The organism is Saccharolobus solfataricus (genome assembly GCF_900079115.1).
Lineage (GTDB): Archaea > Thermoproteota > Thermoprotei_A > Sulfolobales > Sulfolobaceae > Saccharolobus > Saccharolobus solfataricus.
Window position 1 is genome coordinate 123,735 of sequence record NZ_LT549890.1, and the last position, 26,888, is coordinate 150,622.

The window sequence follows — 26,888 nt, forward strand, 5'->3', positions numbered from 1 at the left end:
ATACTGTTACCGCTGGCATGCTAATAAGTGCACTAATAGTCATGGTAATAACATACTGCCTTATAATTTCTAGAAGTATTACGAAAATTCCACCTTGGGCTTCTATGTTTTTTGGTGGTATCCTTATGGTAATTCTAGGTATAATATCTCCAGAAGAAGCTTTACAATCAATAAATTTAGATGTAATATTATTTCTCATTACCCTTTTTACATTTGCATCAGCGTTAGAGGTTTCTGGATTTTTGAAATTCCTTGCATATAAGATTATAGAAAAATTCAAGGAACCTAGGAAAGTTCTCTTCTATATTCTTTTATATTCTGGTCTATTATCAAATTTAGTTACCAACGATGGAGTATCAGCAAGCTGGACTCCAGTCATCTTAGAATTAAGCAGGATGATAGGCGTTTCTGAGGTTCCTTTTCTTTATGCATTAGCTGTTGGTGTTACTATTGGGAGCGTTATAATGCCTACTGGCAATCCTCAAAATTTACTCATAGCTTTAGAATCTGGAATAAAAAACCCTTTCATTACATTTACAATATATTTGACCTTACCCTCAATAATTAGCTTAATAATTGCTTATTTTATACTCTTTCGTCTATTCAGAAAATCCTTGTCTTTACCAAGTGGAATTAATATAAAAAAAAGAAGAAGAGGAAAAGGTTGATTTCGATAGAAGACTTGGATATCTGACATTAACCTTATTAGTAGTTACCATAATATTATTTTTTTCCTTAAGTTTCTTTAAAATAGATATTTTACTGGGTTCTTTAGTTACTTCATCTATCTTACTGCTTTTAACGGAAAAGAGGAGGGATATTGTAAGAAGAATGGACTGGCCAACTATACTATTTTTTATCGGATTGTTCATATTTACTGATGGAGTATTAAAATCTGGGATTATACAGTATTTATCTAATTTTCTTCCCCCTCCAGATAGTGTGGCTAGTATAATGATTGTAAGTATTTTACTGAGCCAAGTATTAAGTAATGTACCATTGGTTGCAATATACATACCGATCATGATCTCTCATAGTGGTATTACAGTGGTGGATTGGCTAGCGTTAGCTGCGGGTAGTACTATAGCGGGTAACTTCACCATATTAGGCGCAGCAAGTAACGTAATAATTTCTGAAGCTTCTGAGAGCAGAGGTGGAAAAGGATTTAATTTCGTAGAATTTATGAAATATACTATTCCGATTCTAATACCAAATGCAATAATCATTTATTTGTTTTTAGTATTATTCAGGTAATGGCGTTTCTGGTACTTTTACAACTACTACATAGCCGTCTTTATATTGCCCGATATCAGGGTCCAGATCTATAAGTTCCATTCTATCTTCGATATTAGATAAATTAAGGATTTTGACTTTTAATCCCTTGTAAACTCTCTTAGCTTCTTGCATTGCTTTTTCAATCTCTTTATAATCTTTATTATAGTCATATACTGCTGCCTCTTGTAAAGCAACTAAGGTACCTAAAAACGAACGCATGACAATGTATTATTTATCCCTTTAGGTTATAAACTTAGCCTTATAGAGCCACTATAATAGAATGATACACATAAAGTTGATTTATGGGCCTAACGGTGATTTGGGACTTACAAAAACTATTCATAATTTAAAATTGACATATCCTAACGTAAATGCAGAGGCAGAGTTTAGCTTACTATGTTCTACACCAATGCTACAAATAGGAAGTAAGACTATAAATGTCATAGACTATACTGACGACGAGATAATAGACCTTATAATAAGTGCAGTGACCAGTCACGGAAAGATAGATCAGCTAAGGGAAAACGGAGTGGACATTTATCAGAGTGAGTTCAAAGATTTTCCACCTGGTCCAAATTTTTCGGAAGTTTTAATTTGATTTTCATAAATAGTATAAGTTAATGATTGTCGTAATAGGTGCAGGGATATCTGGATTATTATTAAGTAAAAGAGTTAAAGCTGATTTAATATTGGAAGAGCAACCTGTTATTGGTGGCGTCTTCGCTTCTGATAACGTGTTCGGAAAAGATTTACCTTACGTGTTACCAATAATAAATGACCCTGCGAAACTACCAAACATAGAATTTAACTATCTAGAATACGATTTGAAATTATCTCATAGAAAATACGATTATTTTGAAGATAAAATTTGCAAATACTGCGATAAGTTACCTACATGGTTAAATTTCGGTTTGATGAGAAAACTATACGTAATAGAGAATATAACAGCTTTTATAGATAATTTATCTAAAAATGTAAGGATAATTAAGGAATATCCGATAAGGATAGACGATAAGAAAATCATAACCAACAAGGGAAATATGTATAAGTACACCAGAGTATATAATACGGCATCCTTAAAAAAAATGTATAAATTACTAGGAGTAGATAGCTCAAATCTAAAGCATAAGGCAGCGTTAACTTTGCTAATATTAACAAGGAAGACAAATAATAAAAACTGGAATGTTTACTTAAGCGGAGACACTGCGGATTCTTTCTCAGTAGTAATTAAGCTAGATAATATCATTAAAGATCTCGATTTATATTATGTTTACTCATTCATGGATATAACTCAAAAGAGTATTGATATAGATAGAGTAATGCTAGATTTAAAAAGAAGACAAATAATCTCTCTTGATGAAATAATAGCCTTTAGAAGTAAATTAATATCAGAAGCTCTGTTATTTGGCGAGATTAATCATAAGATTACACTAAACATGGTAAACTGTGGAAGACTAGGTGAGTGGAAAAATTATGACGTTATTGAAACTATATCAAGAATTCAGAATTGCTAAATTCCTCAGTGAGTTTACCTGCAATGGTAGCTGCCTCGATAATTTCAAGTCCACCTAATCTTAACGCGAAATACGCTCCTAGCAAAAAGTCTCCTGTCCCTATTTCGTTTTTGCCTATTTTACTAGGTCTGTAGGTATATTTTGCGAGCATATTAGTATAAACATTAAATCCGTTATGTCCATCTGAAACTATTATTTCCTTAAAACCTACTTTGAATAGATCACTTAATTCTAATTTAGAAGATTCAAGTTCTTCCCTATTACCATGCATAACCATGTAATTACTATTGAATGGAAATCTAAAACCCATTTCATACCTAATTTCCTCATACTCTATACAATTCCTAACGAAACCTTGAATATCTACTGCTATTGGAATTGGGCTTTGAATACTCATATTGTCAACTTCTTTGCATACTGGATTTACTAGGATTCCATCAACTGTGTTGTCACTAATCACTTTTATCCTATTTTTAGGCTTCTTAAGTAAGATTAATTTTCTCCCTTCATTAGTTAAGTCAATCTTAAACCTAATTGTATATTCATCATATATCAGTTGCTTCTCTAAATCAGATATAAAATCTATCTCAAAGTCAAAATCTCTACCTATTAATCCATATAGTTTTGGTATACCACCACCTCTCATTACGCCTAATGATGAATATATTAATGGTCCTCCTGGTCTTATCTTTCCTTGTATCTCGTCTATCGTAAATCCTCCTACTATTAATATCTTACTCCTCTTCACTTTCTTCTTCACCAATTGATAGCTTAGGTTCCTCTTCTTCCTCTTCAGTTCTCGTCTTTTTCTGTAGCCATAAGCCGTATTTGTGGGCGTCCAAATGTCTTTTCAAATCTTCTAAATTGAAAAAATATGTACTATAATCGGTCGATACACCTTTGGCACAATTCGGTGAGCATATAGGACAAACGTAAAGTCTGGTAACTTCATCATAGCAAACTGTGACTTTCTTATTATTATAATCAATCTCTATAGCTTTCCACTTAGGTAGCCATCTCGTTGACATTGATAGTATAGTTATGTAGATTAAATATATAATATTAAGTACCCATTCTTTCCGAACTACCATCAGTATATTTAAGATACTTTAAATAAATTACTGATACCGCTTTCTTTAAATTCAGTAATATTCACACCATCCGATGTATGTCCGACATATAAGAATTATATTAAATTTTTATAAAGACTTATTTTTAACGTTACCATAAAGAATACTATTAAATAGAATTTGTCTTAGCATTTTTAGGGTATAAGATAAGTTAAGGGAAAATTCCTCTAGACTACTATACCGACTCCCTCCGGTAAGTTGCCCTCTCTCTATCGAATTTGAAATAGTTGAGATAGTCATAATTGAATATTTGAGATCTCTGTCCCATTCTCTGTATCGTAGGAAAGGAATAAGCAAATTATGCGGAGAAAATACGCTTTTACATAAGATGAATATAAGAGGAAAAACAAAATCTCAATTCAATATAATTGATCTAAGAACAGAGTATATCAGAAAGAGCAATGCTTATATAATAAGCAAAGTAAGATAATAATTGGCGGTTCTAATTTGTCATCTTCTCTCGATGACTATCCTCTTTCTTTAAAGACAATGTACGATATAGCTGAGTTTATACTCAGAGCGGCTAAAGCAATAAAACCAGAACAAACAATTAAGATGGTAAATGAATTAGAAAATTTCTATAAAAATAACCGAAATGGAAAGGTATTGGTAATGGGGGCTGGGAGAAGCGGACTAGTAGGAAGAGCTTTTGCTATGAGGTTACTTCATTTAGGTTTTAACTCCTATGTTCTAGGAGAAACCATAGTACCTGCTATTGGAAAGAACGATATAGTAGTTGCTATTTCAGGTTCTGGTAGAACTAAACTAATTCTGACAGCTGCAGAAGCGGCAAAAGAAGCCGGAGCTAAATTAATATCAATAACAAGTTATTTCGATAGTCCCCTAGCAAAAATATCTGATGTGGTAATCGAAATTCCAGGTAGGACAAAATACTCAAAGAATGAGGACTATTTCGCTAGACAAATACTTGGAATAACTGAGCCGTTAGCACCATTAGGTACACTATTTGAGGATACTACGCAAATTTTCTTAGATGGTATTGTAGCAGAGCTCATGATAAGGTTGAAGAAGACTGAAGAAGATTTGAGGTTAATTCATGCAAATATTGAACTATAGTTTCTCTTCAGTCACCCATAATTTTTAATTTATAGAATAAATATGGGTATAGAAAACTTTACCGCAAAGATCGTTGGATTATCAATAGTATCGCTGCTTGTAGTATTAATGTTTTTATACAAGTTAATATACATAATACCACTTATTTTTATAGTATTACTTGTATTTCAGAGTGAGAAGAAGATTTTTGCTTTTCTATCAAAGAATACAAAACAAATACAACCGTATAGTATTGAAGATGGAGTATTCTACAATGAAAAGAACGCTAGTGCGGTTTTAATAATAGATGATATACAAATGGATTATAAAGATTTTACAAATTCTAACCTAAGATCATTTATATCATCTTTCCATAAAATTTTAGATATAGCAAAGGATATTAATATAGTATTAAAGAGAGAGAGCTTAGATAAAAACGTATACATAGAATCACTTTCACAGAAAATACAAGCACTTAGAATAATGATTGATAGCGATCCTTCAAATGAGAAAGCTAAAAGAAAGCTCGAGCTGATGGAAACTATAATATCAAGAATCGAATCCGGCGAGAATCCATTTAGATATGAAATGTACATTATCATTAACTCTAGAGATAAAAATTCTGCGTTATCTACTGCATCCATGATCAGACAAGGACTAGAAGGTCTTGGCATAAAAACTCGGCTAGCCACATTACATGAAATACAGAAGTTAGTAAGGGATTTTTTTCATTCAAAATTAAATCTTAACAAGATTGCATTACCTACTCAGATTCCATATCTAACACCGATATCCGTAGAGAAAAAACCCAAAAGTAGTATTATAATTGATGGAGTACTACTAGGAAAAGATATAAATAATAATGGATTAGTATTTTGGAATATAACCAAAAGCCAGAACAGTCATCTATTAATTGTTGGACCTACTGGTTCAGGTAAGACCGAGTTTTTAATCTGGCTTTCCACAATACTAAATCTGATCTATGGAGGCACCGTAATCCTATTTGACGTAAAAGGGGATATAAAATATAGGCTTTCTATGTATAAAGTGCCATTTCAGTTAATAAATCCGTTATTTTATAGGCTAGGACTTCTTGATGAGTATGATATCCCAATTAGGATTAAGTTACTTCAAATCGAGAAAATACTTCTTAATTCTTTCAGATTAAGCAAGTTTAACTCCTCCATTTTATACAATTATCTAAATAGATTAATAGATATTAGCTACTTAAAATATAGAATTAAATGGAAAGATTTAGAGAAATACTTAAGTGAAATAGATGATGTACAACTAAAGTACTATCTAAGCAAATTAATAAACATCTTATCCTCAATGGAAGATTCGGAATTACCACCTTTATTACATGGAGTTAATGAGAATGAGATTAATCTGATAGATCTCACTCTAATTAAGAGTGAAGAAATAAAAAGACTCATAATATATACACTTATACAGGAATTATATAATAAATTTTCATTAGAAAAAATATATGATAAACCAAGAGTATTCTTAGTGTTAGACGAAGCATGGACTATTTTAAAAAACGAATCGGAAGATTATCCAATTGTGGCAGACTTGATAAAAAGAGGAAGAGGATATGGAATTTCCATTATAATGGCGACACAAAATTTAGAAGATCTAGGTGACCTAGCCAATATATATTTAGATAACATAGGAGTATCAGTATTTATGAATAATGGAGATAAAAAATTCTGGGAGGAGATAAGGAGATTCGTTAATGTTGATAACGATACGTTATCTAATAATTTGATATTCATGAATAGAGGAGAGGCCCTCGTAAGATTTTTAGGAGATCCTAGGCCAGTAATTATAAAATTAAATACCTTAGCCGGTAGCTCGTTCTAAAATAGCTTGTATACCTGTTTTTATTTTGTTATAGATTATATCGCTATTTACATTCTTTAGAACTATCTCTCGTATATCGTTTTTATCCATTTCAATAGTATAATCTATTTTATTTAATTCCTTCTCTGATTCTAGAATTTTACTTAAGGCTGAAAAATATGACTTGCTTAACGTGATTTTGTTTTTAATAACAAATTTTGCTACAGGTGGAGTAAAATAAATCTCGGCTAGAATTTCACCCTTCTTATTCTTTATATATTCTATGCTACCTTTATTACCTTTTATGGTAGGTATATAACCGGATTCTATAATACTCAATAGAAACTCATAAAATTCCAATTCCTTTCTTAAGCTTGTAATCTTACTCTCAAGGAATTTTTTTAGTTCATCAGTGTTAACACTCATCACAAATATCTATATACATTAAACTATATATAACCTAAACTGCAATAGTTAGTTTAATGAAAGATAAAGTTAGAGTTGCCGTAGTTGGAGGTTCAGGATATACGGGCGGAGAATTACTAAGAATATTAGTTACACATCCGAAGACAGAAATATCAGTCATAACTTCTAGAGAATATGCGGGAAAACCAGTATCATTGATACATCCGAATTTAAGAGGACTAATATCTCTTAATTTTACAAATTTCTCAATAGATAAGATCTCAGACAAAGCTGACGCAATTTTTCTTGCTCTACCTCATGGAGTATCGTTAAATTACGCGCCTAAATTACTAGATTTAGGATTGACAGTCGTGGATTTAAGTGCAGATTTTAGACTCAAAAATCCAGAACTTTATAAAATATGGTACAATTATGAACATCCTTATCCAGATCTATTAGACAAGGCGGTATATGGGCTACCAGAGTTACATTACGAGGAATTAAAAAATGCTAAACTTATAGCATCCCCAGGCTGTAATGCAACTGCAACTATACTAGCGTTAGCCCCAATTGTGGCAACAAAAATAACTGACGAGAAAAAGTTCATCAGCGACGTAAAAGTAGGCAGTAGCGAAGGAGGAGCAAAACCATCAGAAGGTAGCCATCATCCAGAGAGACAAAATGCAATTAGACCTTATGAAGCTGAAGGGCATAGACACGCAGCAGAGGCTGAACAAGAACTGTCTAGAATAGCTAAAGCAAATATAAGCGTGAGTATTGTCCCTCATGCAGTGAGTAGCATCAGAGGAGCCTTAGCGTCTGCACATACGTGGTTAACTAATGAACTAGAAGAGATTGAAATATGGAAAAAAATAGCTGAGTTTTATAGGGGTAAGAGATTCATTAGAATAATTAGGGGAAACATACACCCATATCCTGATCCAAAATTCGTTATCGGAAGCAACTTTGCTGATATAGGATTCGCTGTAGAAAAGAGAATTTCAAGACTAACAACGTTCTCCGCTATAGATAATTTAATGAAAGGCGCTGCTGGCCAAGCTGTCCAAGCTTTCAATATTTCTATGGGATTTAACGAAGATGACGGATTAAAACTAGTACCCTTGAGGCCTGCCTAAAATGATAGTAGTTAAAATAGGTGGAAGAGTAGTTAAGAATTCATTAGATAAGATAATTTTAGATATATTAAATATAAATGACAAGGTAATCTTGGTGCATGGAGGAGGAGACATCGTAACAGACTACACTAAAAGATTAGGAATTGAACCAGTTTTCGTAACATCACCAGAAGGTATAAGAAGCAGATACACTACAAAAGAAGAATTAGAAGTTTACATTATGGCAATGAGCCTTATAAATAAATCAATTACTTCAAAATTGTGCAGCTTAGGTAAAAACGCTATAGGAATTACTGGCGTCGATGGGGGTTTACTGCTGGCAGAAAGAAAGAAAAGAATAGTCGTTATAGACGAAAGAGGAAAGAAAAGGATAATTGAGGGTGGATATACGGGGAAAGTAAAAGAAGTGAGGAGTGAAATTATAAATCATTTAGTTAAATTGTTTGATATAATAGTAGTATCACCTATAGCGTTAGATGTTGAAGAGAGAACTCCACTAAATATTGACGGAGATCAAGCCGCATTTGCTATAAGTAAAGCTTTGAGAGCAAACGTGTTAATACTTCTTTCAGATGTTGAAGGGGTATTAGTAGAAGGAAAAGTAATTAACAGGCTTACTCCTAGCGAGGCGAAAGAGCTTTCGAAAAAAATAGGACCTGGAATGAATAGAAAGTTACTAATGGCTGCCGAAAGTGTTGAGAACGGCGTTAATAAAGTAATAATAGGGTCTGGAGTTAAAGATAGACCAATTATCAATGCATTAGAACTCAATGGGACGGTGATAGCGAATGGGTAATGCAAATATTGATGAAAGTGATTTAAAAATATTAGAGATTCTGAAAAAGAACGCCAGAACACCTTACACATTGATAGCCAAGGAGCTTAAGGTAAGCGAAGCCGCAATACGAAAAAGAATAGAGAAATTAATACGGCAAGGTATAATTAAGAGATTTACTATAGAATATGAGCTAGAAAATGAGATTAGAGCAATAGTTATGGTTCAATCTACGCCACAAATACCGACACCAGAAATATCTAAAAAGATAGCAAAAATTCCAGGAGTTGAAGTAGTATATGAAACTACTGGAGATTATGATATTCTAGTAATAGTTAGAGGGACAAACATTACATCAATCAATAGGACAATAGATGAGATTAGAAGCATTCAAGGTGTTGTGGGAACAAATAGTACTATTATCCTTAGAACCTGGTTCTAAAATCGTACCACTTATTACTAAAAACTTTTTCTACACAAAACTAAGTTAGTATCTAACTGACCTTCAATGGTAAATCTAAAATGTCCTATCTGTGGTGGAGAAATAACTGTAGAAGACGATGCGTTACCAGGAGAACTTGTAGAACATGAATGCGGAGCTCAATTAGAAGTTGTAAAACAAAACGGCAAATTGTCACTTAGACTAGCAGAGCAAATAGGTGAGGATTGGGGAGAGTGAAAATAGGAATTCTATATGACATGCCCAGATGGGAGGAAAAAAACCTTATTGAAGAGGGGAAAAAATTAGGTTATCAAGTTGCTACTATATATAGTAAGGATTTTGTCCTTTTTTCAAATGATTTTACTATCGATAATGATACAGATCTTTTTATCCAAAGAAACGTATCACATAACAGAGCCCTTATTACTTCATTTTTAGTAGAACAAGTTGGCTATCCTGTAATAAATGACCACACGACTTTAATTAGATGTGAAAACAAAATTTTTACTACCTATATTTTAGCTAGACATAATATACCAACACCTAAAACTTTCATAGCATTCGATAAGACAAATGCAATAGAATATTCAAAAAAGCTAGGCTATCCAGTAGTTATAAAGCCTGTTGAAGGAAGTTGGGGAAGAATGGTAGCTAAAGCTGATAACTTAGACGTACTATATAGCTATCTAGAGTATCAAGAGTTTAGCACGCAAAAATATAAGGATATATATTATATACAAGAATTCGTTAACAAACCAAATAGAGATATAAGGATATTCGTAATAGGAGACGAGACGCCAGTTGGAATTTACAGAGTTAACGAAAACAATTGGAGAACCAATACTGCATTAGGTGCAAAGGCCTATCCTCTTAAAATAGATGAGGAACTCAGAGAACTCGCATTAAAAGTAAAGGACATAATAGGGGGTTTCTTTTTAGGAATAGACATTTTTGAAGATAAGGATCGTGGATACCTCGTAGATGAAGTTAATGGAGTACCAGAATACAAAAATACTGTAAGAGTAAACAATTTTAATGTATCAAAATTCCTTTTAGAAAAGGCAGCGGAATGGGTGAAAAAATGATAAAGTTATTAAAATTCTATCAAGACAGAGGAATTAAAATTATTAAAGGAGAAGGGCAATACGTCTGGGATGAAAAGAACAATAAATATTTGGATATGCACGCGGGGCATGGAGTAGCCTTTCTTGGTCATAGAAATAAAGTTATTATTGATCATTTGAAAAAGCAAATGGAGGAAATCTCTACTCTTTCCTTAGCTTTTGATACACCAATACGAGAAGAGATGATAAAAGAACTAGATGAGTTAAAACCAGAGGACTTAGATAATTTATTCCTTTTGAATAGTGGATCTGAAGCAGTAGAGTTGGCATTAAAAATTGCTAGAAAAATTACCAAAAGAAGAAAAATTGTTGCATTTAAAAACTCCTTCCATGGAAGAAGTATGGGTGCCCTATCAGTAACTTGGAATAAGAAATATAGAGAACCTTTTGAACCATTAATCGGCCCAGTAGAATTCTTAGAATATAATAATGTAGATTCTCTAAAGAGTATTACGGAAGATACGGCTGCAGTAATAGTAGAACCAGTACAAGGTGAAGGGGGTGTAATACCAGCTAAGAAAGAGTTTGTAAAGAGTTTAAGAGAAGTTACGGAAAAGGTTAACGCTCTGTTAATTATAGATGAAGTCCAAACGGGATTCGGTAGAACTGGTAAAATATGGGCATACCAACATTTTGATATAAAACCAGATATACTAACAGCAGGCAAAGCTATTGGTGGAGGTTTCCCAGTAAGTGCAGTATTTTTACCAAATTGGATAAGTGAGAAAATAGAGGAAGGTGATCATGGTTCTACCTATGGGGGAAATCCATTAGCAGCCGCTGCAGTTACTGCAGCATGTAAAGTTGCAAAGTCCGAGAAGATTGCAGAACAAGCTCAAAAGAAAGGAGAACTATTTATGAGAATTCTAAAAGAGAAATTAGAAGATTTCAAAATAGTTAGAGAAATAAGGGGACTTGGATTAATGATAGGAATAGATTTAAAGGTCAATCCTTCGATTGCTATAAAAGTCTTACAAGATGAGAAGGTATTATCATTAAAAGCAGGACTTACAACAATAAGATTCCTACCTCCGTATTTAATAACTCAATCAGATATGGAGTGGGCTTCAGATGCTACAAGAAAAGGAATTAGTGAAACAGAAAGCAAAAGAGTTGCTTCTTGATCTTTTATCAATATACACACCGTCAAAGAGTGAAGCAAACGCTACAAAATTCTTTGAGAAAATTTCCAAGGACTTAAACCTTAAACTTGAGATTCTACCAGACTCAAATTCATTTATACTAGGAGAAGGAGATATACTGTTAGCGTCTCACGTAGATACTGTTTATGGGTATATTGAACCAAAGATAGAAAACGAACTAATCTATGGGAGAGGCGCAGTAGACGCCAAAGGTCCATTAATAAGTATGATAATAGCTACATGGCTACTTAATGAGAAAGGAATAAAAGTTAGGGTAAGCGGATTAGCAGATGAGGAAAGTACGAGTATAGGAGCTAAAGAACTTATAGCGAAAAATTACAATTTTAAATATATAATTGTGGGAGAACCATCGAATGCTACTGATATAGTAGTAGAGTACAGAGGATCAATACAACTAGATATAATGTGTGAAGGTACTCCGGAACACTCTTCGTCAGCTAAGAACAATCTGATCGTGGACATTTCTAAAAAGATAATTGAAGTTTATAAACAGCCTGAAAACTACGATAAACCATCAATAGTACCAACAATAATCCGTGCAGGAGAGTCTTATAATGTCACACCAGCAAAATTATATCTACATTTGGATATAAGATATGCAATAAATAATAAGAGAGAAGATTTAATCAAAGAGATCACCGACAAATTTCCAGAATGTAATCTTAAAATAGTTGATGAAACGCCGCCAGTAAAAGTAAGTATAAATAATCCAGTAGTAAAGTCCTTAGCTAGGGCGTTATTAAAACAAAATATAAAGCCAAGACTGGTTAAAAAAGCAGGAACAAGTGACATGAATATATTGCAGAGGATAACAACAAATATAGCAACATATGGTCCTGGAAATTCTATGCTAGAACATACTACTCAAGAAAAAATTAGCTTGGATGAAATATATATAGGAGTAAAAACTTATATGTTGGCAATAGAAGAGCTATGGCAAAAGATCTAACTAGAGGCCTTCTCTTTAAGCCTATTTATAAACTGTATGAGTTAGTATTATGGAATCAGATTCGTAATGGTCCATTGCCAGATCACGTGGGAATTATACCAGATGGAAATAGAAGATGGGCTAGAGATAATAATCTTTCGCTTAATGACGCCTATTTCTATGGTTATAAAAAATTGAAAGAGGTCTTAATATGGTTGCTAGAACTTGGTATAAAAAATATAACAGTTTTTGTGCTATCTACAGAAAATTGTGACAAGAGAAAACAAAATGAGCTATCAATAATAACAACATATATTAAGAGAGGTATACAAGATTTACTAGAAGATCCCATCGTAGATAAGTATGAAGTTAAAGTAAGTGCAATAGGTAAACTAGATAAATTACCAAAAGATCTTATTGATTATCTAAACAGAGTAGTAGAGAAAACCTCAAACTATGATAAAAGAAAACTTACGTTAGCTATTTGCTATGGAGGTAGACAAGAAATATTAGATGCAGTCGTTAGACTTCTGGATGATTATAGAAATGGAAAAATTGTCAAAAGTGAGATAAATGAAGAAACGTTTAGAAAATATTTTTATGATAGTGAATTACAAGATATTGATCTAGTAATTAGAACTTCGGGTGAAGTGAGAATTAGTAACTTTTTACTTTGGCACGTGGCATACTCTGAGTTATTCTTCTGTGAGGCGTATTGGCCAGAATTTAGAAAAATCGATCTATGGAGAGCAATAAGGTCGTTTCAAAAAAGAAAACGTAACTTTGGGGCCTAAGTTTTTTAATCCTTTATTACACACTTTTAAAGAGGCGTAAATTATGGGATTTTACCAAGGTCCAGATAATAGGAAAATTACCGGTGGTTTAAAAGGAAAGCACAGAGATAAGAGAAAATATGAAATTGGAAATCCACCTACATTCACAACACTATCAGCAGAAGATATAAGAATAAAAGATAGGACACTCGGTGGAAACTTTAAAGTTAGATTAAAATACACCACAACTGCAAATGTGTTAGACCCAGCTACAAATACTGCAAAAAAAGTTAAGATTCTTGAGATCTTAGAAACACCAGCAAACAAAGAATTGGCTAGAAGAGGAATAATAATAAGAGGAGCTAAAATTAGGACTGAGGCAGGATTAGCTGTAGTTACGTCTAGACCAGGACAAGATGGAGTAATAAATGCGGTGCTCTTAAAGAATGAGTCTCAGAGATCTTAAAGAAGAAAACAGAATAGTTATCTGGCCTTCATATTTTTTCTCACCAACTAGGTCTAAGGGAAGACGGCTGGCTAGGATACCGTATAAAATAAAAACCGAAGAATTAGTTTCAACACTTAGGGAACTTGGTCTAGATCCGATAGTTATAGAAAATAAAAAATATCCTAGAGATAGAAAGATTAATTTTTTGATAGCGGTAAAGAAAGTTAAAAGTAAAAATTACACGTTAAAAATAATACACAACGCACTTATGGGAACGAGACAAACTAATCCTAATAAAAGTAATTAAGAACATCAAGTTTAATAAAGGAATCCATTTCCATTACATATGTACATAGTTACAGGTGGTGCTGGTTACATAGGTGGACATCTAGTCGATTATTTAATTTCAAAAAATTTAGAAGTAATAGTTATTGATGATTTATCTTATGGCAAATACAGAAATGAGAAGGCTAAATTTGTAATGTTTGACTTACGTCAAAACATGGGAGAACTAGTAGAGAAACTAGAAAAAAATCCGATAATTTACCATTTAGCTGCAAATCCAGACGTAAGAACGTCTATGATAAATGTGGAGGAGCATTTCGAAAGGGATGTCAAAGTCACGTTAAATGTAATGGAACTAGCAAGGAGAGTAGATGCAGAAAAAGTAATCTTTACCTCATCATCTACTGTCTATGGAGAGACAAGTAAGATTCCAACTCCAGAATCAGAAGAACTTAAGCCAATTTCCAATTACGGATTATTTAAACTATTATGTGAGAATATAGTAAAATATTACGCAGAGCAATATGGCATAAAAAGTATCAGCACAAGATTAGCAAACATAACTGGTGGCAGAGTAAGCCATGGAGTAGTAATTGACTTTATAAAAAAGCTTAAAGATAATCCAAATTTACTAGAGATCTTAGGAAATGGAAAACAAAGAAAAAGTTATCTGTATATCGATGATTTAATAGAGGCGTTCGTAATGTTAGAGAAAAAAGTAAACCGGATTTATGACGTTTTTAACATAGGTAATAATGATTCAATTACTGTAGACGAGATTGCTAAGATTGTTATAGATGAAATGAAATTAAGTCCAAGAATCACTTATAAGAATCCGACAGCTGATGGAAGAGGGTGGCCAGGAGACGTAAGATTAATGTTATTAGATATCTCAAAAATATCAAGGGAAGTAGGCTGGTCACCCAAAATGAGTTCCAGAGAAGTGATTAGACAAGCCGTAAAAGATTTGTTATATGGTTACAAGTCAGTCTATTGATAGATATGCTTCCTAATATCTCTCATCAATTTTAAGGAATATGTGAAAGTTATGTGAGAAGAAAATAAAAAATAAATTACTATAAATATTATTTTATGATCGAAAAGTAAGTAATATGCGGATAGTAAAAATAATTTTGAAAAATCAACATTATATTATGGTCATGGACATTATATGTATCTAATCCTCTTGACTATAAACTCAAACTCTGAACCTGTCAGGAAAAAGCCTTTAATGAGTGAACTGAGTGAGAATGTCTAACTAATTTTTTAAGGAAATTTGATGCGCGGGCCCGCCGGGATTCGAACCCGGGACCTACGGGTATCTCCGCTTTTCTTACATGGTTAAGAGCCCGTCGCTCTACCTGGCTAAGCTACGGGCCCAACAATAAAAACTACTTTAAATAATATATAAAGTAAACGGTTTCTGACTATTTAATCTATGACTATACGTGTGTCACATAGACTTATTATATCCTTATCATGAGTAGCCAGAATTAAACCCCGTTTCTGTTCCTTTAGCATCTTTACCATTTCGTAAAACGAAAGTAACGCTTCTCCATCCATTCCTACACTAGGCTCGTCTAAGCCTATTACCCTAGAATCTGAAGAAAAAGCTGACGCTATCAAAATCCTCATCTTTTGACCAAAACTTAGAGCATATGGACTTTTGTCTGCCAAATTTTCCAACTTAAATAAAGATAAAACACGTTTACTTCTTACAATCTCTCTTACGGTAAAATAAAAAAATTGTAAATCTACTTCTTGAAAAATCACGAAAATCTTCTTAGATAGTTTTCTGAGAATAGTAGTTTTACCGCTTCCGTTTCTGCCTAGTAAGCACAAAATTTCTCCTTCTCTTATTTTTATCGTAAAATTATCGATATTTACATTTAATATTTCATTACCTAATTCACTATTGATCTTGGGTAAACTAAATCCTCTTAACCCTTCTTTCCTTAAGAACTCTATATCAAACAATTTCTCCTTTGATATCTCATTTATTTCTTTATTATTTCTAATCATATAAACCCTATCTACTAATTTGCGTAATTCTTCAATTCGGTGTTCTGCAATTAAACTATTCTTAGGAACTATTGTACTAACAGACTTTACTCCTTTATCATCTAAGTTTGCGAATGGTTCATCAAGTAGGATATATTCAGGGTTTGAAGCTAGAACCGAAGCAATAGCGTACCTCTTTTTATATCCATCGGACAACTTATTGAACTCAACTTCATAGTAATGACCCATTAAATTTCTAGCTATTTTATCATCTACACTATGGAATCTTTTCATCAATTCGATTTCATCTTTTAGCGTAGAAGCCAATATTTGAGAAGAAACATCTTGTAAAACTGCCGAGATCTTTGAATAATCTTTCTCCTTACAGAAATCCAAGTCATCAACTGTAACGTTGGAAGTAGTCTGATCTAGGCATAAGGCGGATAGTATTAATGTAGTTTTTCCGCTTCCATTTTTACCTACTAAACCTACTCTTTCTCCTTTCTCGATCTCTATCTTTCCGTTTAAATATTTAGGACTAATGATAAGCATAACGTAACCACACCTATAAGTAGAAGTATTAAATCCCCACTTGAAGGTTTTAAATTTCTCTTGTAATTATATTTACCAAACAGCTTAACGGTATATGCAACATACAAGTTATCAGCAATTTTCACTGTTTCTACTATTATTGGAAGTAATAATCTGTTTAAATTTAATAAGTTTATATTTCTTATTCGTGCATAAAACACAACTTTCTGGATCATTTCATAAAATCTAGGATAATATGTAAGAGCAATTACGAGAGGAACCCCCTTTGAACCAAATAAGTCAATTATTGAAGACTTATCAGTGTATTCACTTGAAATCAGAAAAACGTTGATAATTGAGAAAGCTCTAAGCGTATACTCATAAACAAAAATTTTACCAAGAAAACTCAATATAAGAAAAGATAGAATACCGATTAAAACTTCTATTACAATAATCCATATTCTTCTATATAGTATGGCTAATGTGACCAGAAATGGCACAAAAAAATTGAAAAATATACTATTAATATACATTATAACCGAAAAAAGTAGGATATAGAGAAATTTTACCTTCATTTAATAACCCCAGCTCTAATTAAATACGATACGATATAGAACGATATCAAACCCATTAGTGCGCTTTCAGCAAACATTCCAACTGCTACTCCAGTCCAAATATATGCTGAAGTTATTACAGGTGCAGGGACTTTCACCATATATAGAGCAAGCAAAGTACTTAACACACCCTCTAGACCTCCTGCAATGGCGGTATACGTAATTACTGCTTTTAAAGACCTATAACCCATAACTCTTGTTACACCTTCTACAATCAGTGCTATAATAATCAAAGGTATTGCGATAAACGGTAAGAAGCTAACTGCATATAAGCCAGCGCTAATTAATCCTATGAAAATAGGGCCCAGTTTTCTGTTAATGACTTGTATACCAATGGAAAGGAGTATTAGAGGAACAGTGAGATTCAGTATTGGATCAGCAAATATGTTTACAGCAAAAAGACCAGTAGATAATGCTAATCCCGCAGCAACAGCATAAGACGCTATTGAGAAAACTGCTGCGTAAATTACAGCCCTTCTGATTGAAATTTGACTTGAAGACTTATCGTTCATATTTTAAACTTCAGAATAAGACAAAATAAAATTAGCCTTAATTAATACTCTTCACTTAATTAAATTCTTGAAAGTATTACCGACTCGAAGTTAGGATCAATCTTTACATTTATGATTTTCTTATCGACAGATTTCAAAGCCTCTTCTAACTCAGTTAATGTATTAACAGTTACACCACCTAAGGCTTTTTCTGCAATCTCATCAAAATTGGCATTGAAACTAGTCTGTGATCTAGCAATAGTAGGTAAATCAGAGTTAGAAACTTCAATGTAATTTGCGCCCCCATCATTTAATATAATTAACTTTCCTTTAATCTTATCCATCTTATATTTTAGTAATGATAAATGAGGTAATATTCCCTCTATATCAGTAATTCCATATGCAACGTATTTAGAAGCTATAATACCACCTACCGCGATACCTCTCTCTAGTAAAGATTCTGCAGTATACCACGTCTTCTTAGCATTTATCGGTAATCTAACTAAATCTATTGTTGTAGCCGAAATATCCACATAGACTTTCTCAAAGCCACCTATACTGCTTAGCATTTTCACCACATCTATAGGCCATATATCATTATGAGATGTAATTGGGTATGCTTGACGTTGAGTTTTATAAATAATATCACTAGCCCCTCTATTTATCTTCTCCTTTATCTTAGCCTTTAATTGAGTTAATAGTTCTCTTAAGAATAACCCGGTATCAGCTACTATTGGAACATGAGGCATGAAAACTTTGCCTATATCCTCACCATCAACATTGTTATGCACTAGGATGCCTTTATACTTTAATGACCAGCCAGCTGTACTTAACTGAGTAAACCTAGTGCCTAACGCTAGTATTACATCAGCATTCTCAATTAGATAGTTTGCGGCACTAGTGCTAAAGGCACCTAATCCTTCTCCAGCAAATAATTTATGGTTAGATGGTATTGAACCTTTAGCCTTAAATGTAGTAACTACTGGTGAATCTATTAATTCAGCCAGTTCGACTAACATGTCTTCTGCGTCGCTTAAAACTACTCCATATCCCGCAATTATAACTGGTAATTTAGCATTAGTTAAAAGTTCAGCTACTTTGGCTACACTATTCTTATCTGGAGTCCTCTTCTCTGGCTTTTGCCCCGCAGTGGATAACGGATAAGCTTTTGCCCTGAATAAGTCTTCAGATATTTCAACATAAGAAGGTCTTGGTCTATTACTAACTGCTTCCTTATAGGCTTTCTCTATTGTAACAGTTATTTCTTCTATACTGATAACTCTTTCTTTAGTCTTAATTATTGGAGATAAAATGTTTGATAAATCATCGATCGTTCTAAATTCACCAATTCTGGCCCTTCCTGTGTCTTTATGTGATCTTACGCTAGATATTATAAGAAGGGGAACTGACTCCATATAGGCTTGAGCTATAACATCTACTGCATCAGTTAACTTCGAGCCCGGTATCTGAATTATAGTCCCTACTGAATTATTTTCCATTGCATAAGCATAAGCTAGCCAGCTTGCGTCTTTTACTGAAATAGAAAAATCAACTTCAATATTGTACTTCTTTAACATTTCCTTAACAATATTTGGTAGGGAGTAAGTTGTAAATACCTTAGTTAAGCCAATATCATTTAAAACGTATGCAAGGGCTTCTTCGCCTTTCATTTCTACGCCTACAGTCTCCTCTTTTCTTTTGGGCTGGCTCATACTAACATTATAATTGGAACTACTTTTTAAATCTCTTCTAAAAGCCGGGGGCGGGATTCGAACCCGCGAAATAACGGGTGTCAACTAGTACCACTGCGGCCCCTAGCGCTACCGATGGGCTGGTAGTGCCGCCTTAGACCACTCGGCCACCCCGGCAACAATAATAACTTATTAAAAACTACTTAAAAACTATATGGGTGCATATGTTGATACCTTTTAGCAAGGTAGGAGAAGTTCTTCATGAATTGCAAGATCTTACAAAATTCATAATAATTGGGGATACCATAGTCGATATCACTCTAAAGAGAAAAGGAACTGAGAGCGATGTAGACTTATTTGCGCTTGATATAAGCGTACTAGTAGATGATGATAAAATTAGAAACTTTGCTTATGAGAGAGGATGGGACTATGGTAGAACGCCAATTGATACTCCAAGACTATTAGCTCCAATTGATGATGACCAGCTACAGATAGATTTATACGAAAATATACAAGATTTCTTCGTTCCAAAAGAAATCCTAGAGAGTGCAATAAATATAAAAATAGGAGGTTATGAGTTTAAAAGTATAAGGTTAGAAGATTACATTTTACTCAAAGCTAATGCTTTTAGAGAAGAAGATGAAGATGAACTAAAAACCTTATTGTATCTACTTGGAGAAGGTAAGATCAGCATCGATAAAGAGTATTTAAAAGAACATATTCAAGCATTTGAGGAAAATAGTGAAAGTATAAAGGAACGTTTATCATCTATTGGAATAAAAATTTGATTAAGTAAAAAATTTAGCCTTTCTTAGTTGGTAGTTCCTTCTTCTTCAATCTTAAGTTTGTACTATGGCATCGTCTACACTTGGTTGCTCTTATAGGATTAAGAGCCCCACATTTTCTGCAGACTTTTTTCAAAAATACCCTTTGCTGCACTATTTGCAATTTAGCGGGATCGGTTAGCGGCATTTATTTATCCCGGCTATAATTATTTTATCTCGCATTCATAAGTATTGCGGTAAACGGAGTGAATGAAGATGAAGATCCCCCTAGATTATGTTTGCGTTAGAAGTGGACTTCTCTGCAATAGATGTCAGTCTCTTATAGATAGCGGTGAGGTATTTGAATATGAAGTTGAGATAATAAAAATATTATTAGATCTAGAGGAAACACAGTTTAAGGAGCTTAAGGATTCTACATATCATAAAGCTTACAAAGTAGATGATCTACTAATATTATTAGTTACAAGTGGACAAGAGATGACTCAACAAAAATGGATTAAAATAGCAAGAATCTTACAAGAGAAATTAAACATAAAGGTTAGAGTCTTAGAAAAAACTAACAGTATAAAGAATAGTGCAGTCCAATTACTCTCACCAGCCAGAGTACTTGGCGTAAATACTGTATGGATGCCAGATGGTTCTGTGCAGTACGTAATTCGTGTATCTAGATCAGAAAGGAGATTGTTACCAGCTGAAGCACAACTTTTAGAGTCAGCACTAACTAAAATACATTCAACACCGGTTAGAATAAGGGTAGAGTAAGTTGTTTAGGACACATCTAGTCTCAGAATTAAATCCTAAATTAGATGGATCAGAAGTAAAGGTAGCAGGATGGGTTCATAATGTAAGGAATTTAGGTGGAAAGATATTTATTTTATTAAGAGACAAGAGTGGAATAGGACAAATAGTAGTTGAAAAAGGTAATAATGCATATGATAAAGTCATAAATATAGGATTGGAATCGACTATCGTTGTAAATGGTGTAGTTAAAGCTGATGCGAGAGCCCCTAATGGGGTTGAAGTACACGCAAAAGATATAGAAATACTGTCGTATGCAAGGTCTCCATTACCGTTAGATGTGACGGGCAAGGTTAAGGCTGATATAGATACTAGACTTAGGGAAAGATTACTAGATTTAAGAAGATTGGAGATGCAAGCAGTGTTAAAAATACAATCGGTAGCTGTGAAATCATTTAGGGAAACATTATATAAACATGGATTTGTAGAAGTCTTTACTCCAAAGATAATTGCTAGTGCAACGGAAGGAGGAGCCCAATTATTTCCAGTATTATACTTTGGAAAAGAGGCATTTTTAGCTCAGAGTCCGCAATTATACAAGGAATTATTAGCAGGTGCTATAGAAAGAGTATTTGAAATAGCTCCTGCATGGAGAGCAGAAGAGTCAGACACACCATATCATCTCTCAGAGTTCATTAGCATGGACGTAGAAATGGCCTTTGCCGATTACAACGATATAATGGCTTTAATAGAACAAATAATTTATAACATGATAAATGATGTAAAGAGAGAATGTGAAAATGAATTAAAGATATTGAATTATACTCCACCTAATGTTAGAATACCTATAAAGAAAGTCTCTTACTCAGATGCAATAGAGCTTCTGAAAAGTAAAGGTGTTAATATTAAATTTGGCGATGATATAGGAACGCCTGAACTGAGGGTATTATATAATGAATTAAAGGAAGATCTTTACTTCGTAACTGATTGGCCTTGGCTAAGTAGACCATTTTATACAAAGCAGAAAAAAGATAATCCGCAGCTAAGCGAGAGCTTTGATTTAATTTTCAGATGGTTAGAGATTGTTTCTGGAAGTTCAAGAAATCACGTTAAAGAAGTCCTAGAGAACTCACTTAAAGTAAGAGGACTAAATCCAGAAAGTTTTGAATTCTTCCTAAAATGGTTTGACTATGGGATGCCACCACACGCCGGTTTTGGAATGGGATTAGCAAGAGTAATGTTAATGTTAACTGGTCTTCAGAGCGTGAAGGAAGTAGTACCATTCCCTAGAGATAAGAAGAGACTAACACCATAAAAGTTAAGTGAATTTTCTTGGATCTCCTCTTAAGATTTCCCTAAGTAATATTGTAGCGTACATTCCTCTTTCTAATACAAAAGATATTGTTTTAGTTTCCTCGTTAACTTTTAAATCTCTTATATTCATAAACGCCTTCCTCACGAGGTCTCTTAGGGAGATTTTGAATTCTTGTAATTTGAAAAAATTTCGTTCTATTCCCTCATCCAGATAAATTTCCTTGCAAACATCATCACAGTTATTAAAATAGATAGGTATTCTTATAAGCAAGTTAACCTTATCATTAAGGTTCTTATATTCGTCTAGCTTTCTGGATAAATACAGATTAAATAAATAACTTTGATATGCGTCTAAATATAACGAGATTGGAATGAAACTACTTTTAAGGGCTAGATAATAAGAATTAAATCTCATATAGTTCTTCAGTAACAATTTCTCTTGCTTAAACTTGGACGGAATCGATCTAACTGCTTCTTTAAAATCGCCTTCCATTATTAACTTTCTTATGTCAATGGTTTCTTTTGACTCGGAAAGAAAAGGATATGTCAAAATCAGATAAAATGCCTTCTCCCAGTCTCTTCTCAAAAGATATTTCCCTATTAAATGTGTAATAGGCCTCCGGGTACCAAAACGTTGATAGCCTATAAAAGCTGGGAGATATGGATTTTTCTTAATTTGTTCTATTCTCTCTATGACTATATCGAAGTCGGATATTGAGAGGGATATTTCAAATATATTTCCAGTATGATTTAGTTTTTTTGAAGAAAATCCGAGGAACTTTAGAATAAAACTCCTTGATTGATATTTCTCAATCAGTTCTTGTTTTTCGTTTAACGGTATATATACTAACTGAGATGTTATCGCATTAGCATCCTTAATACCTATATAATTTACTTTAGAATGTAGTACTTTCTGAACTTCGGATATAGCGGAAAAATGATCTATTCCCCATTTTGTAAGTAAGAATACCGCATATTTACCTTTTGTCTCGCCTTTCCAATCTTGAGCTGGCTTAAAGTCAATCTCTTCTATAACTTTAAACCCGTTTGGTCTTTCAATTGTTCCGTCTAACTCGTTCCAGTCTTCATAATAATATTTTTCCATACCTAACGCAATGTCTATTTCATGAGGAGTCACAGTAATTTTAGATCACCCGTGATAGAATCTACTAAATTTTCTGGTGCAGGCCCGATACCTAAACACGTTATAGTGCCGGGTTCTAATTGAGTCTTTCCTGCATCTTCAATTATAGAGAATGGTAAATTCATTGTTTCGGCTTTTTTAGCTCTTGAAATAATTTCGTCTAATGAATTTACCTTAACAATTATCTTTGGTTGTCCTTGATGTAACCACTCATTTAGCCACTCTTTCCAACGTAAGTTATTAGAGTTAATAATACTTACCACTAAAGTTACTGCTGCATGAGCAACTTGAGCTGCTATCTTACCTTTACCCATTTTAATATCACTCCTTACGACAATAACCATCTTAATCATAATGTAACTACGAAAACAACAAACACTTTTAAACTTTTATTGATGTTTAATAAAGGGGAATGATATGTCGGTTAAGTTAAGCATTAGGGAAGAGGTAGAACCACCAATATGTTCAAGTTGTGGAAAAATAATACACCCAAGAGAGAAGGGAGTTGAATTCTATTGCCCAAATTGCGGTGAAGTATTAATAAGAAGAGATCACATGTGTAGAAAACAAGGAGCAGAATATATTTGTCCAAATTGTGGATTTAAGGGACCCTAAGGGGTAGCTTAAAATGACAGATGTGTTAGTTGTCCTTAAAGTCTTTCCCGATAGTGATGAAGTTAATTTAGATAATTTGTACACAGATATTAGCAGTAAATTGCCTAAAGAATATAAGATTATTAGAAAGGAAACTGAACCTATAGCTTTTGGTCTAAACGCGCTAATCCTATATGTTCAAATGCCTGAGCAAACTGAAGGTGGGACAGACAATTTAGAAGAAGTAGTAAATAATATACAAGGAGTTAGTCATGCCGAAGTAGTAGGGATAACAAGATTAGGATTCTAATAAACTCTTTGGTACGTTAGTTCTTATATATCCTTTATACGCTAAAATATTTTGGAGATAAAAATTGAGCGCTAGTTCTGGAGAGGAACAGAAGCCGCAAAGAAAGGAGTTAATACTTAGAGTAATGGAAGCAAGACAAAAAGATGTCGGGAGAGGGAAAGTAAGAATTGATATTGATTTACTCTCACAAATTGATGTAAGCCCGGGTGATGTAGTCGAAATTGAAGGAACCAGAAAGACCGCTGCGCTTGCATGGCCTTTGTCGCCAGAAGATACAACAACTGGAGAAAAAGACATAATAAGAATGGATGGAATTACTAGGAAAAACGCTGGTGTCTCGATTGGAGATAAGGTTATAGTACGGAAAGCAATTGTAAAACCAGCCAGCACAGTAAAATTAGCACCATCTAACTTCTCAATTACCGTAGATCCAGGTTTCATCAGTTATGTTAAGAAACGATTAAAAGAATTCCCCCTAGTTGAAGGGGATACAGTATTAATTCCAGTTCTAGGACAAGCTATACCGTTTACTGTGGTTCAAGTCAAACCTGCAGGTATAGTTCTAGTAAATGACGATACAATAATAAGCATATCTGATAAGCCAGTAGAACCTTCCAGATATCCCAGAGTTACCTATGAAGATATAGGTGGAATGAAAAATATTATAGAAAAAGTTAGAGAGTTAGTAGAACTACCCTTAAGACATCCAGAACTGTTCAAGAGATTAGGAATAGAACCGCCTAAGGGCATACTACTATATGGCCCACCTGGAGTTGGAAAGACGTTACTCGCTAAAGCTATAGCTAACGAGACTGATGCCTACTTCACTTCAATTAATGGACCAGAAATAATGAGTAAATTCTATGGGGAAAGTGAGCAAAGATTAAGAGAAATATTTGAAGATGCCAAAAAACATGCTCCTGCGATAATATTCGTAGATGAAATAGACGCAATAGCACCGAAAAGAGACGAAGTAATAGGAGAAGTAGAAAGAAGAGTTGTTGCACAGTTACTCACCCTAATGGATGGACTTGAAAATAGAGGAAACGTGATAGTTATAGCAGCTACCAATAGACCTAGTGCTGTTGATCCAGCATTAAGAAGACCGGGAAGATTTGATAGGGAAATAGAAATACCATTACCAGATAAGCAAGGAAGATTAGAAATATTACAAATCCACACAAGGAATATGCCATTATCTAAGGATGTTGACCTAGAAAAGCTTGCAGATATGACACACGGATATACTGGTGCTGATTTGTCTGCATTAGTAAGAGAAGCTGCAATGAATTCCTTAAGAAGATATTTACCAAAGATAGATTTGAACCAAGATAAGATACCTCCAGAGATATTAGAGTCTATGGAAGTTAAGATGGAGGATTTCATAAATGCATTCAAGGAAATAGTACCGAGTGGCTTAAGGGAAATTTACATAGAAGTTCCTGAGGTTAAATGGACAGATATAGGTGGACTTGAAGAAATAAAAGAAGAGCTAAAAGAAGTAGTTGAATATCCCTTGAAATACTCAGAGCTATACCAAAACTCTGGTATAGAGCCACCTAAGGGTATATTGTTATTTGGTCCACCCGGAACTGGAAAGACAATGCTAGCGAAGGCTGTGGCGACTGAAAGCGGAGCAAATTTCATAGCAGTGAGAGGGCCAGAAATATTATCCAAATGGGTAGGTGAAAGTGAAAAAGCAGTTAGAGAAATATTTAGAAAAGCTAGAATGTATGCTCCAGCTGTAATATTCTTTGACGAAATAGATTCAATAGCGCCAATAAGGGGAATTTCTTATGATTCCGGAGTAACAGAGAGAATAGTAAATCAGCTATTAGCGGAAATGGATGGAATAGAAAAATTAGAGAATGTGGTAGTTATAGCTGCAACTAATAGACCAGATATCTTAGATCCAGCATTGCTAAGACCCGGTAGGTTTGAGAAATTAATCTATGTACCCCCACCAGATAAGAGGGCAAGGACAGAAATATTAAAGGTGCATACTAGGAACATAGCGCTAGGTGAGGATATCAGCTTAGAGGACGTAGCTGAAAAGACTGAAGGCTACACCGGAGCTGACTTAGCAGCGTTAGTAAGAGAAGCTACAATGAGAGCTATAAGAGAGAGCATGAAAATATGTATAGATAAGACTAACGAGAATTGTAAACCTACAGATGCTGAATGCAGAGATAAGACTATGAAAGAATGTATGAAGGTTAACGGGGTTAAGGTTTCCCTAAGACATTTCGAAGAGGCTATGAGGAAAGTTAAACCATCAGTTACACAAGATATGTTGCAATTCTATCAAAATTGGGTGGAAAAAGCTAGGCAACAATTGCCAAAAACTACTGTTAAACCAAGTACATATGCGTGAAA

32 protein-coding genes, 2 tRNA genes and 1 pseudogene are annotated in these 26,888 nt (G+C 33.8%); 22 read left to right on the plus strand and 13 right to left on the minus strand.

Annotated features, from left to right (window positions below):
- Window positions 1–17: 17 nt before the first annotated feature.
- Window positions 18–1,254: pseudogene (locus SSOP1_RS17335) on the plus strand (anion transporter).
- Here the strand turns inward: SSOP1_RS17335 and SSOP1_RS00715 are convergent.
- Complete coding sequence (locus SSOP1_RS00715; protein ID WP_029552539.1) at window positions 1,243–1,500, minus strand: hypothetical protein; 258 nt, start codon at window positions 1,498–1,500, stop codon at window positions 1,243–1,245. The pseudogene SSOP1_RS17335 and the gene SSOP1_RS00715 overlap by 12 nt on opposite strands.
- Before the next feature lie 55 nt (window positions 1,501–1,555).
- Between SSOP1_RS00715 and SSOP1_RS00720 the strand changes: the two genes are divergently transcribed.
- Together SSOP1_RS00720 and SSOP1_RS00725 are read left to right on the plus strand one after the other, a co-directional pair.
- Complete coding sequence (locus SSOP1_RS00720) at window positions 1,556–1,873, plus strand: hypothetical protein (RefSeq protein ID WP_009990373.1); 318 nt, start codon at window positions 1,556–1,558, stop codon at window positions 1,871–1,873.
- A gap of 22 nt (window positions 1,874–1,895) precedes the next feature.
- Window positions 1,896–2,789, plus strand: a complete 894-nt coding sequence (locus SSOP1_RS00725; RefSeq protein ID WP_009990374.1) for an NAD(P)-binding protein — start codon at window positions 1,896–1,898, stop codon at window positions 2,787–2,789.
- Here the strand turns inward: SSOP1_RS00725 and SSOP1_RS00730 are convergent.
- Together SSOP1_RS00730 and SSOP1_RS00735 are read right to left on the minus strand one after the other, a co-directional pair.
- The gene (locus SSOP1_RS00730; protein ID WP_418344679.1) at window positions 2,764–3,549 is read right to left on the minus strand and encodes a carbohydrate kinase family protein; all 786 of its coding nucleotides are present in this window, start codon (window positions 3,547–3,549) and stop codon (window positions 2,764–2,766) included. The genes SSOP1_RS00725 and SSOP1_RS00730 overlap by 26 nt on opposite strands.
- On the minus strand, window positions 3,524–3,817 hold the full coding sequence (locus SSOP1_RS00735; protein ID WP_014511497.1) for a hypothetical protein: 294 nt from the start codon (window positions 3,815–3,817) through the stop codon (window positions 3,524–3,526). The genes SSOP1_RS00730 and SSOP1_RS00735 overlap by 26 nt, the downstream gene beginning before the upstream one ends.
- A 549-nt stretch (window positions 3,818–4,366) precedes the next feature.
- Between SSOP1_RS00735 and hxlB the strand changes: the two genes are divergently transcribed.
- Entirely contained in the window at window positions 4,367–4,996 is a 630-nt protein-coding gene (hxlB, locus tag SSOP1_RS00740; protein ID WP_009990377.1) for a 6-phospho-3-hexuloisomerase, read from the plus strand.
- Between the two features lie 42 nt (window positions 4,997–5,038).
- On the plus strand, window positions 5,039–6,841 hold the full coding sequence (gene cedB / locus SSOP1_RS00745) for a DNA import protein CedB (RefSeq protein ID WP_009990378.1): 1,803 nt from the start codon (window positions 5,039–5,041) through the stop codon (window positions 6,839–6,841).
- Here the strand turns inward: cedB and SSOP1_RS00750 are convergent.
- Window positions 6,821–7,246, minus strand: coding sequence for a hypothetical protein (locus SSOP1_RS00750; protein WP_009990379.1), 426 nt, complete (start codon window positions 7,244–7,246; stop codon window positions 6,821–6,823). The genes cedB and SSOP1_RS00750 overlap by 21 nt on opposite strands.
- Window positions 7,247–7,302: 56 nt before the next feature.
- Between SSOP1_RS00750 and argC the strand changes: the two genes are divergently transcribed.
- The 11 genes from argC (at window position 7,303) to SSOP1_RS00805 (ending at window position 15,296) form a co-directional block, all read left to right on the plus strand.
- Window positions 7,303–8,361 (plus strand): N-acetyl-gamma-glutamyl-phosphate reductase, encoded by a 1,059-nt coding sequence (argC, locus tag SSOP1_RS00755; protein WP_009990380.1) that lies wholly within the window; start codon window positions 7,303–7,305, stop codon window positions 8,359–8,361.
- 1 nt (window position 8,362) lies between these two features.
- Window positions 8,363–9,157, plus strand: a complete 795-nt coding sequence (locus tag SSOP1_RS00760) for a [LysW]-aminoadipate/[LysW]-glutamate kinase (RefSeq protein WP_009990381.1) — start codon at window positions 8,363–8,365, stop codon at window positions 9,155–9,157.
- Window positions 9,150–9,578 (plus strand): HTH-type transcriptional regulator LysM, encoded by a 429-nt coding sequence (gene lysM / locus SSOP1_RS00765; RefSeq protein WP_009990382.1) that lies wholly within the window; start codon window positions 9,150–9,152, stop codon window positions 9,576–9,578. The genes SSOP1_RS00760 and lysM overlap by 8 nt, the downstream gene beginning before the upstream one ends.
- A 66-nt stretch (window positions 9,579–9,644) precedes the next feature.
- Window positions 9,645–9,815, plus strand: coding sequence for an alpha-aminoadipate/glutamate carrier protein LysW (gene lysW/argW, locus SSOP1_RS00770; RefSeq protein ID WP_009990383.1), 171 nt, complete (start codon window positions 9,645–9,647; stop codon window positions 9,813–9,815).
- Window positions 9,812–10,663, plus strand: a complete 852-nt coding sequence (gene lysX / locus SSOP1_RS00775) for a lysine biosynthesis protein LysX (RefSeq protein WP_009990384.1) — start codon at window positions 9,812–9,814, stop codon at window positions 10,661–10,663. The genes lysW/argW and lysX overlap by 4 nt, the downstream gene beginning before the upstream one ends.
- Entirely contained in the window at window positions 10,660–11,826 is a 1,167-nt protein-coding gene (gene lysJ / locus SSOP1_RS00780) for a [LysW]-aminoadipate semialdehyde/glutamate semialdehyde transaminase (RefSeq protein WP_009990385.1), read from the plus strand. The genes lysX and lysJ overlap by 4 nt, the downstream gene beginning before the upstream one ends.
- The gene (locus SSOP1_RS00785; protein WP_009990386.1) at window positions 11,774–12,814 is read left to right on the plus strand and encodes an N-acetyl-lysine deacetylase; all 1,041 of its coding nucleotides are present in this window, start codon (window positions 11,774–11,776) and stop codon (window positions 12,812–12,814) included. Before lysJ ends, SSOP1_RS00785 begins: the two co-directional genes overlap by 53 nt.
- Window positions 12,799–13,587, plus strand: coding sequence for a polyprenyl diphosphate synthase (gene uppS / locus SSOP1_RS00790; RefSeq protein WP_009990387.1), 789 nt, complete (start codon window positions 12,799–12,801; stop codon window positions 13,585–13,587). Before SSOP1_RS00785 ends, uppS begins: the two co-directional genes overlap by 16 nt.
- Window positions 13,588–13,630: 43 nt before the next feature.
- On the plus strand, window positions 13,631–14,032 hold the full coding sequence (locus SSOP1_RS00795; RefSeq protein WP_009990388.1) for a 30S ribosomal protein S8e: 402 nt from the start codon (window positions 13,631–13,633) through the stop codon (window positions 14,030–14,032).
- On the plus strand, window positions 14,013–14,321 hold the full coding sequence (locus SSOP1_RS00800) for a signal recognition particle subunit SRP19/SEC65 family protein (protein ID WP_009990389.1): 309 nt from the start codon (window positions 14,013–14,015) through the stop codon (window positions 14,319–14,321). Before SSOP1_RS00795 ends, SSOP1_RS00800 begins: the two co-directional genes overlap by 20 nt.
- Window positions 14,322–14,360: 39 nt before the next feature.
- Window positions 14,361–15,296: an NAD-dependent epimerase/dehydratase family protein gene (locus SSOP1_RS00805; protein ID WP_009990390.1), complete on the plus strand. Its 936-nt coding sequence runs from the start codon at window positions 14,361–14,363 to the stop codon at window positions 15,294–15,296.
- A 287-nt stretch (window positions 15,297–15,583) separates the two neighbouring features.
- Here the strand turns inward: SSOP1_RS00805 and SSOP1_RS00810 are convergent.
- The 6 genes from SSOP1_RS00810 to SSOP1_RS16770 all read right to left on the minus strand — a co-directional run bounded on the left by SSOP1_RS00810 (window position 15,584) and on the right by SSOP1_RS16770 (window position 19,804).
- Window positions 15,584–15,679, minus strand: a tRNA-Lys gene (locus SSOP1_RS00810).
- Window positions 15,680–15,730: 51 nt separating this feature from the next.
- Entirely contained in the window at window positions 15,731–16,852 is a 1,122-nt protein-coding gene (locus tag SSOP1_RS00815) for an ATP-binding cassette domain-containing protein (protein WP_009990391.1), read from the minus strand.
- Window positions 16,825–17,406, minus strand: a complete 582-nt coding sequence (locus tag SSOP1_RS00820) for a hypothetical protein (RefSeq protein WP_009990392.1) — start codon at window positions 17,404–17,406, stop codon at window positions 16,825–16,827. The genes SSOP1_RS00815 and SSOP1_RS00820 overlap by 28 nt, the downstream gene beginning before the upstream one ends.
- Complete coding sequence (locus SSOP1_RS00825; RefSeq protein WP_009990393.1) at window positions 17,403–17,957, minus strand: hypothetical protein; 555 nt, start codon at window positions 17,955–17,957, stop codon at window positions 17,403–17,405. The genes SSOP1_RS00820 and SSOP1_RS00825 overlap by 4 nt, the downstream gene beginning before the upstream one ends.
- Before the next feature lie 59 nt (window positions 17,958–18,016).
- Complete coding sequence (locus SSOP1_RS00830; RefSeq protein ID WP_009990394.1) at window positions 18,017–19,648, minus strand: thiamine pyrophosphate-binding protein; 1,632 nt, start codon at window positions 19,646–19,648, stop codon at window positions 18,017–18,019.
- Window positions 19,649–19,690: 42 nt separating this feature from the next.
- Window positions 19,691–19,804: transfer RNA gene (locus tag SSOP1_RS16770), tRNA-Cys, on the minus strand.
- A 50-nt stretch (window positions 19,805–19,854) separates the two neighbouring features.
- On the opposite strand from SSOP1_RS16770, the gene SSOP1_RS00835 reads away from it, so the two are divergent.
- The gene (locus SSOP1_RS00835) at window positions 19,855–20,415 is read left to right on the plus strand and encodes a nucleotidyltransferase (RefSeq protein WP_009990395.1); all 561 of its coding nucleotides are present in this window, start codon (window positions 19,855–19,857) and stop codon (window positions 20,413–20,415) included.
- 13 nt (window positions 20,416–20,428) lie between these two features.
- Here the strand turns inward: SSOP1_RS00835 and SSOP1_RS16025 are convergent, their stop codons facing one another.
- Window positions 20,429–20,599, minus strand: a complete 171-nt coding sequence (locus tag SSOP1_RS16025) for a 50S ribosomal protein L40e (RefSeq protein ID WP_009990396.1) — start codon at window positions 20,597–20,599, stop codon at window positions 20,429–20,431.
- Between the two features lie 62 nt (window positions 20,600–20,661).
- Here SSOP1_RS16025 and SSOP1_RS00840 point away from each other — a divergent pair, with 62 nt between their 5' ends.
- A complete protein-coding gene (locus tag SSOP1_RS00840; RefSeq protein ID WP_009990397.1) occupies window positions 20,662–21,174 on the plus strand; it encodes a transcription elongation factor NusA in 513 nt (170 codons plus the stop codon).
- A gap of 1 nt (window position 21,175) precedes the next feature.
- The gene (aspS, locus tag SSOP1_RS00845; RefSeq protein WP_009990398.1) at window positions 21,176–22,465 is read left to right on the plus strand and encodes an aspartate--tRNA(Asn) ligase; all 1,290 of its coding nucleotides are present in this window, start codon (window positions 21,176–21,178) and stop codon (window positions 22,463–22,465) included.
- A gap of 3 nt (window positions 22,466–22,468) precedes the next feature.
- Here the strand turns inward: aspS and truD are convergent, their stop codons facing one another.
- Together truD and pth2 are read right to left on the minus strand one after the other, a co-directional pair.
- On the minus strand, window positions 22,469–23,602 hold the full coding sequence (truD, locus tag SSOP1_RS00850) for a tRNA pseudouridine(13) synthase TruD (RefSeq protein WP_009990399.1): 1,134 nt from the start codon (window positions 23,600–23,602) through the stop codon (window positions 22,469–22,471).
- Window positions 23,599–23,961 (minus strand): peptidyl-tRNA hydrolase Pth2, encoded by a 363-nt coding sequence (gene pth2 / locus SSOP1_RS00855; protein WP_009990400.1) that lies wholly within the window; start codon window positions 23,959–23,961, stop codon window positions 23,599–23,601. Before pth2 ends, truD begins: the two co-directional genes overlap by 4 nt.
- 64 nt (window positions 23,962–24,025) lie before the next feature.
- On the opposite strand from pth2, the gene SSOP1_RS00860 reads away from it, so the two are divergent.
- From SSOP1_RS00860 to SSOP1_RS00870, 3 genes are all read left to right on the plus strand, one after another.
- Window positions 24,026–24,223 carry a zinc finger domain-containing protein gene (locus SSOP1_RS00860; RefSeq protein ID WP_009990401.1) on the plus strand — a complete coding sequence of 66 codons (198 nt, stop codon included), beginning with the start codon at window positions 24,026–24,028 and terminating at the stop codon, window positions 24,221–24,223.
- Window positions 24,224–24,236: 13 nt separating this feature from the next.
- Window positions 24,237–24,512, plus strand: coding sequence for an elongation factor 1-beta (locus SSOP1_RS00865; protein ID WP_009990404.1), 276 nt, complete (start codon window positions 24,237–24,239; stop codon window positions 24,510–24,512).
- Between the two features lie 64 nt (window positions 24,513–24,576).
- The gene (locus tag SSOP1_RS00870; RefSeq protein WP_009990405.1) at window positions 24,577–26,886 is read left to right on the plus strand and encodes a CDC48 family AAA ATPase; all 2,310 of its coding nucleotides are present in this window, start codon (window positions 24,577–24,579) and stop codon (window positions 26,884–26,886) included.
- Window positions 26,887–26,888 lie beyond the last annotated feature (2 nt).

What these genes read in the sequence shown, in the direction of transcription:
- argC (WP_009990380.1), top strand. Translation starts at nt 7,303, where the DNA reads ATGAAAGATAAAGTTAGAGTTGCCGTAGTTGGAGGTTCAGGATATACG.
- lysW/argW (WP_009990383.1), top strand. Translation starts at nt 9,645, where the DNA reads ATGGTAAATCTAAAATGTCCTATCTGTGGTGGAGAAATAACTGTAGAA.
- SSOP1_RS00800 (WP_009990389.1), top strand. Translation starts at nt 14,013, where the DNA reads ATGAGTCTCAGAGATCTTAAAGAAGAAAACAGAATAGTTATCTGGCCT.
- SSOP1_RS00795 (WP_009990388.1), top strand. Translation starts at nt 13,631, where the DNA reads ATGGGATTTTACCAAGGTCCAGATAATAGGAAAATTACCGGTGGTTTA.
- pth2 (WP_009990400.1), bottom strand. Translation starts at nt 23,961, where the DNA reads ATGATTAAGATGGTTATTGTCGTAAGGAGTGATATTAAAATGGGTAAA.
- SSOP1_RS00825 (WP_009990393.1), bottom strand. Translation starts at nt 17,957, where the DNA reads ATGAACGATAAGTCTTCAAGTCAAATTTCAATCAGAAGGGCTGTAATT.
- SSOP1_RS00865 (WP_009990404.1), top strand. Translation starts at nt 24,237, where the DNA reads ATGACAGATGTGTTAGTTGTCCTTAAAGTCTTTCCCGATAGTGATGAA.
- lysJ (WP_009990385.1), top strand. Translation starts at nt 10,660, where the DNA reads ATGATAAAGTTATTAAAATTCTATCAAGACAGAGGAATTAAAATTATT.
- uppS (WP_009990387.1), top strand. Translation starts at nt 12,799, where the DNA reads ATGGCAAAAGATCTAACTAGAGGCCTTCTCTTTAAGCCTATTTATAAA.
- cedB (WP_009990378.1), top strand. Translation starts at nt 5,039, where the DNA reads ATGGGTATAGAAAACTTTACCGCAAAGATCGTTGGATTATCAATAGTA.
- SSOP1_RS00840 (WP_009990397.1), top strand. Translation starts at nt 20,662, where the DNA reads ATGAAGATGAAGATCCCCCTAGATTATGTTTGCGTTAGAAGTGGACTT.
- SSOP1_RS00720 (WP_009990373.1), top strand. Translation starts at nt 1,556, where the DNA reads ATGATACACATAAAGTTGATTTATGGGCCTAACGGTGATTTGGGACTT.
- lysM (WP_009990382.1), top strand. Translation starts at nt 9,150, where the DNA reads ATGGGTAATGCAAATATTGATGAAAGTGATTTAAAAATATTAGAGATT.
- SSOP1_RS00860 (WP_009990401.1), top strand. Translation starts at nt 24,026, where the DNA reads ATGTCGGTTAAGTTAAGCATTAGGGAAGAGGTAGAACCACCAATATGT.
- SSOP1_RS00805 (WP_009990390.1), top strand. Translation starts at nt 14,361, where the DNA reads ATGTACATAGTTACAGGTGGTGCTGGTTACATAGGTGGACATCTAGTC.
- SSOP1_RS00785 (WP_009990386.1), top strand. Translation starts at nt 11,774, where the DNA reads ATGCTACAAGAAAAGGAATTAGTGAAACAGAAAGCAAAAGAGTTGCTT.
- SSOP1_RS16025 (WP_009990396.1), bottom strand. Translation starts at nt 20,599, where the DNA reads ATGCCGCTAACCGATCCCGCTAAATTGCAAATAGTGCAGCAAAGGGTA.
- SSOP1_RS00815 (WP_009990391.1), bottom strand. Translation starts at nt 16,852, where the DNA reads ATGCTTATCATTAGTCCTAAATATTTAAACGGAAAGATAGAGATCGAG.
- SSOP1_RS00820 (WP_009990392.1), bottom strand. Translation starts at nt 17,406, where the DNA reads ATGAAGGTAAAATTTCTCTATATCCTACTTTTTTCGGTTATAATGTAT.
- SSOP1_RS00760 (WP_009990381.1), top strand. Translation starts at nt 8,363, where the DNA reads ATGATAGTAGTTAAAATAGGTGGAAGAGTAGTTAAGAATTCATTAGAT.
- SSOP1_RS00735 (WP_014511497.1), bottom strand. Translation starts at nt 3,817, where the DNA reads ATGTCAACGAGATGGCTACCTAAGTGGAAAGCTATAGAGATTGATTAT.
- SSOP1_RS00750 (WP_009990379.1), bottom strand. Translation starts at nt 7,246, where the DNA reads ATGAGTGTTAACACTGATGAACTAAAAAAATTCCTTGAGAGTAAGATT.
- SSOP1_RS00725 (WP_009990374.1), top strand. Translation starts at nt 1,896, where the DNA reads ATGATTGTCGTAATAGGTGCAGGGATATCTGGATTATTATTAAGTAAA.
- SSOP1_RS00830 (WP_009990394.1), bottom strand. Translation starts at nt 19,648, where the DNA reads ATGAGCCAGCCCAAAAGAAAAGAGGAGACTGTAGGCGTAGAAATGAAA.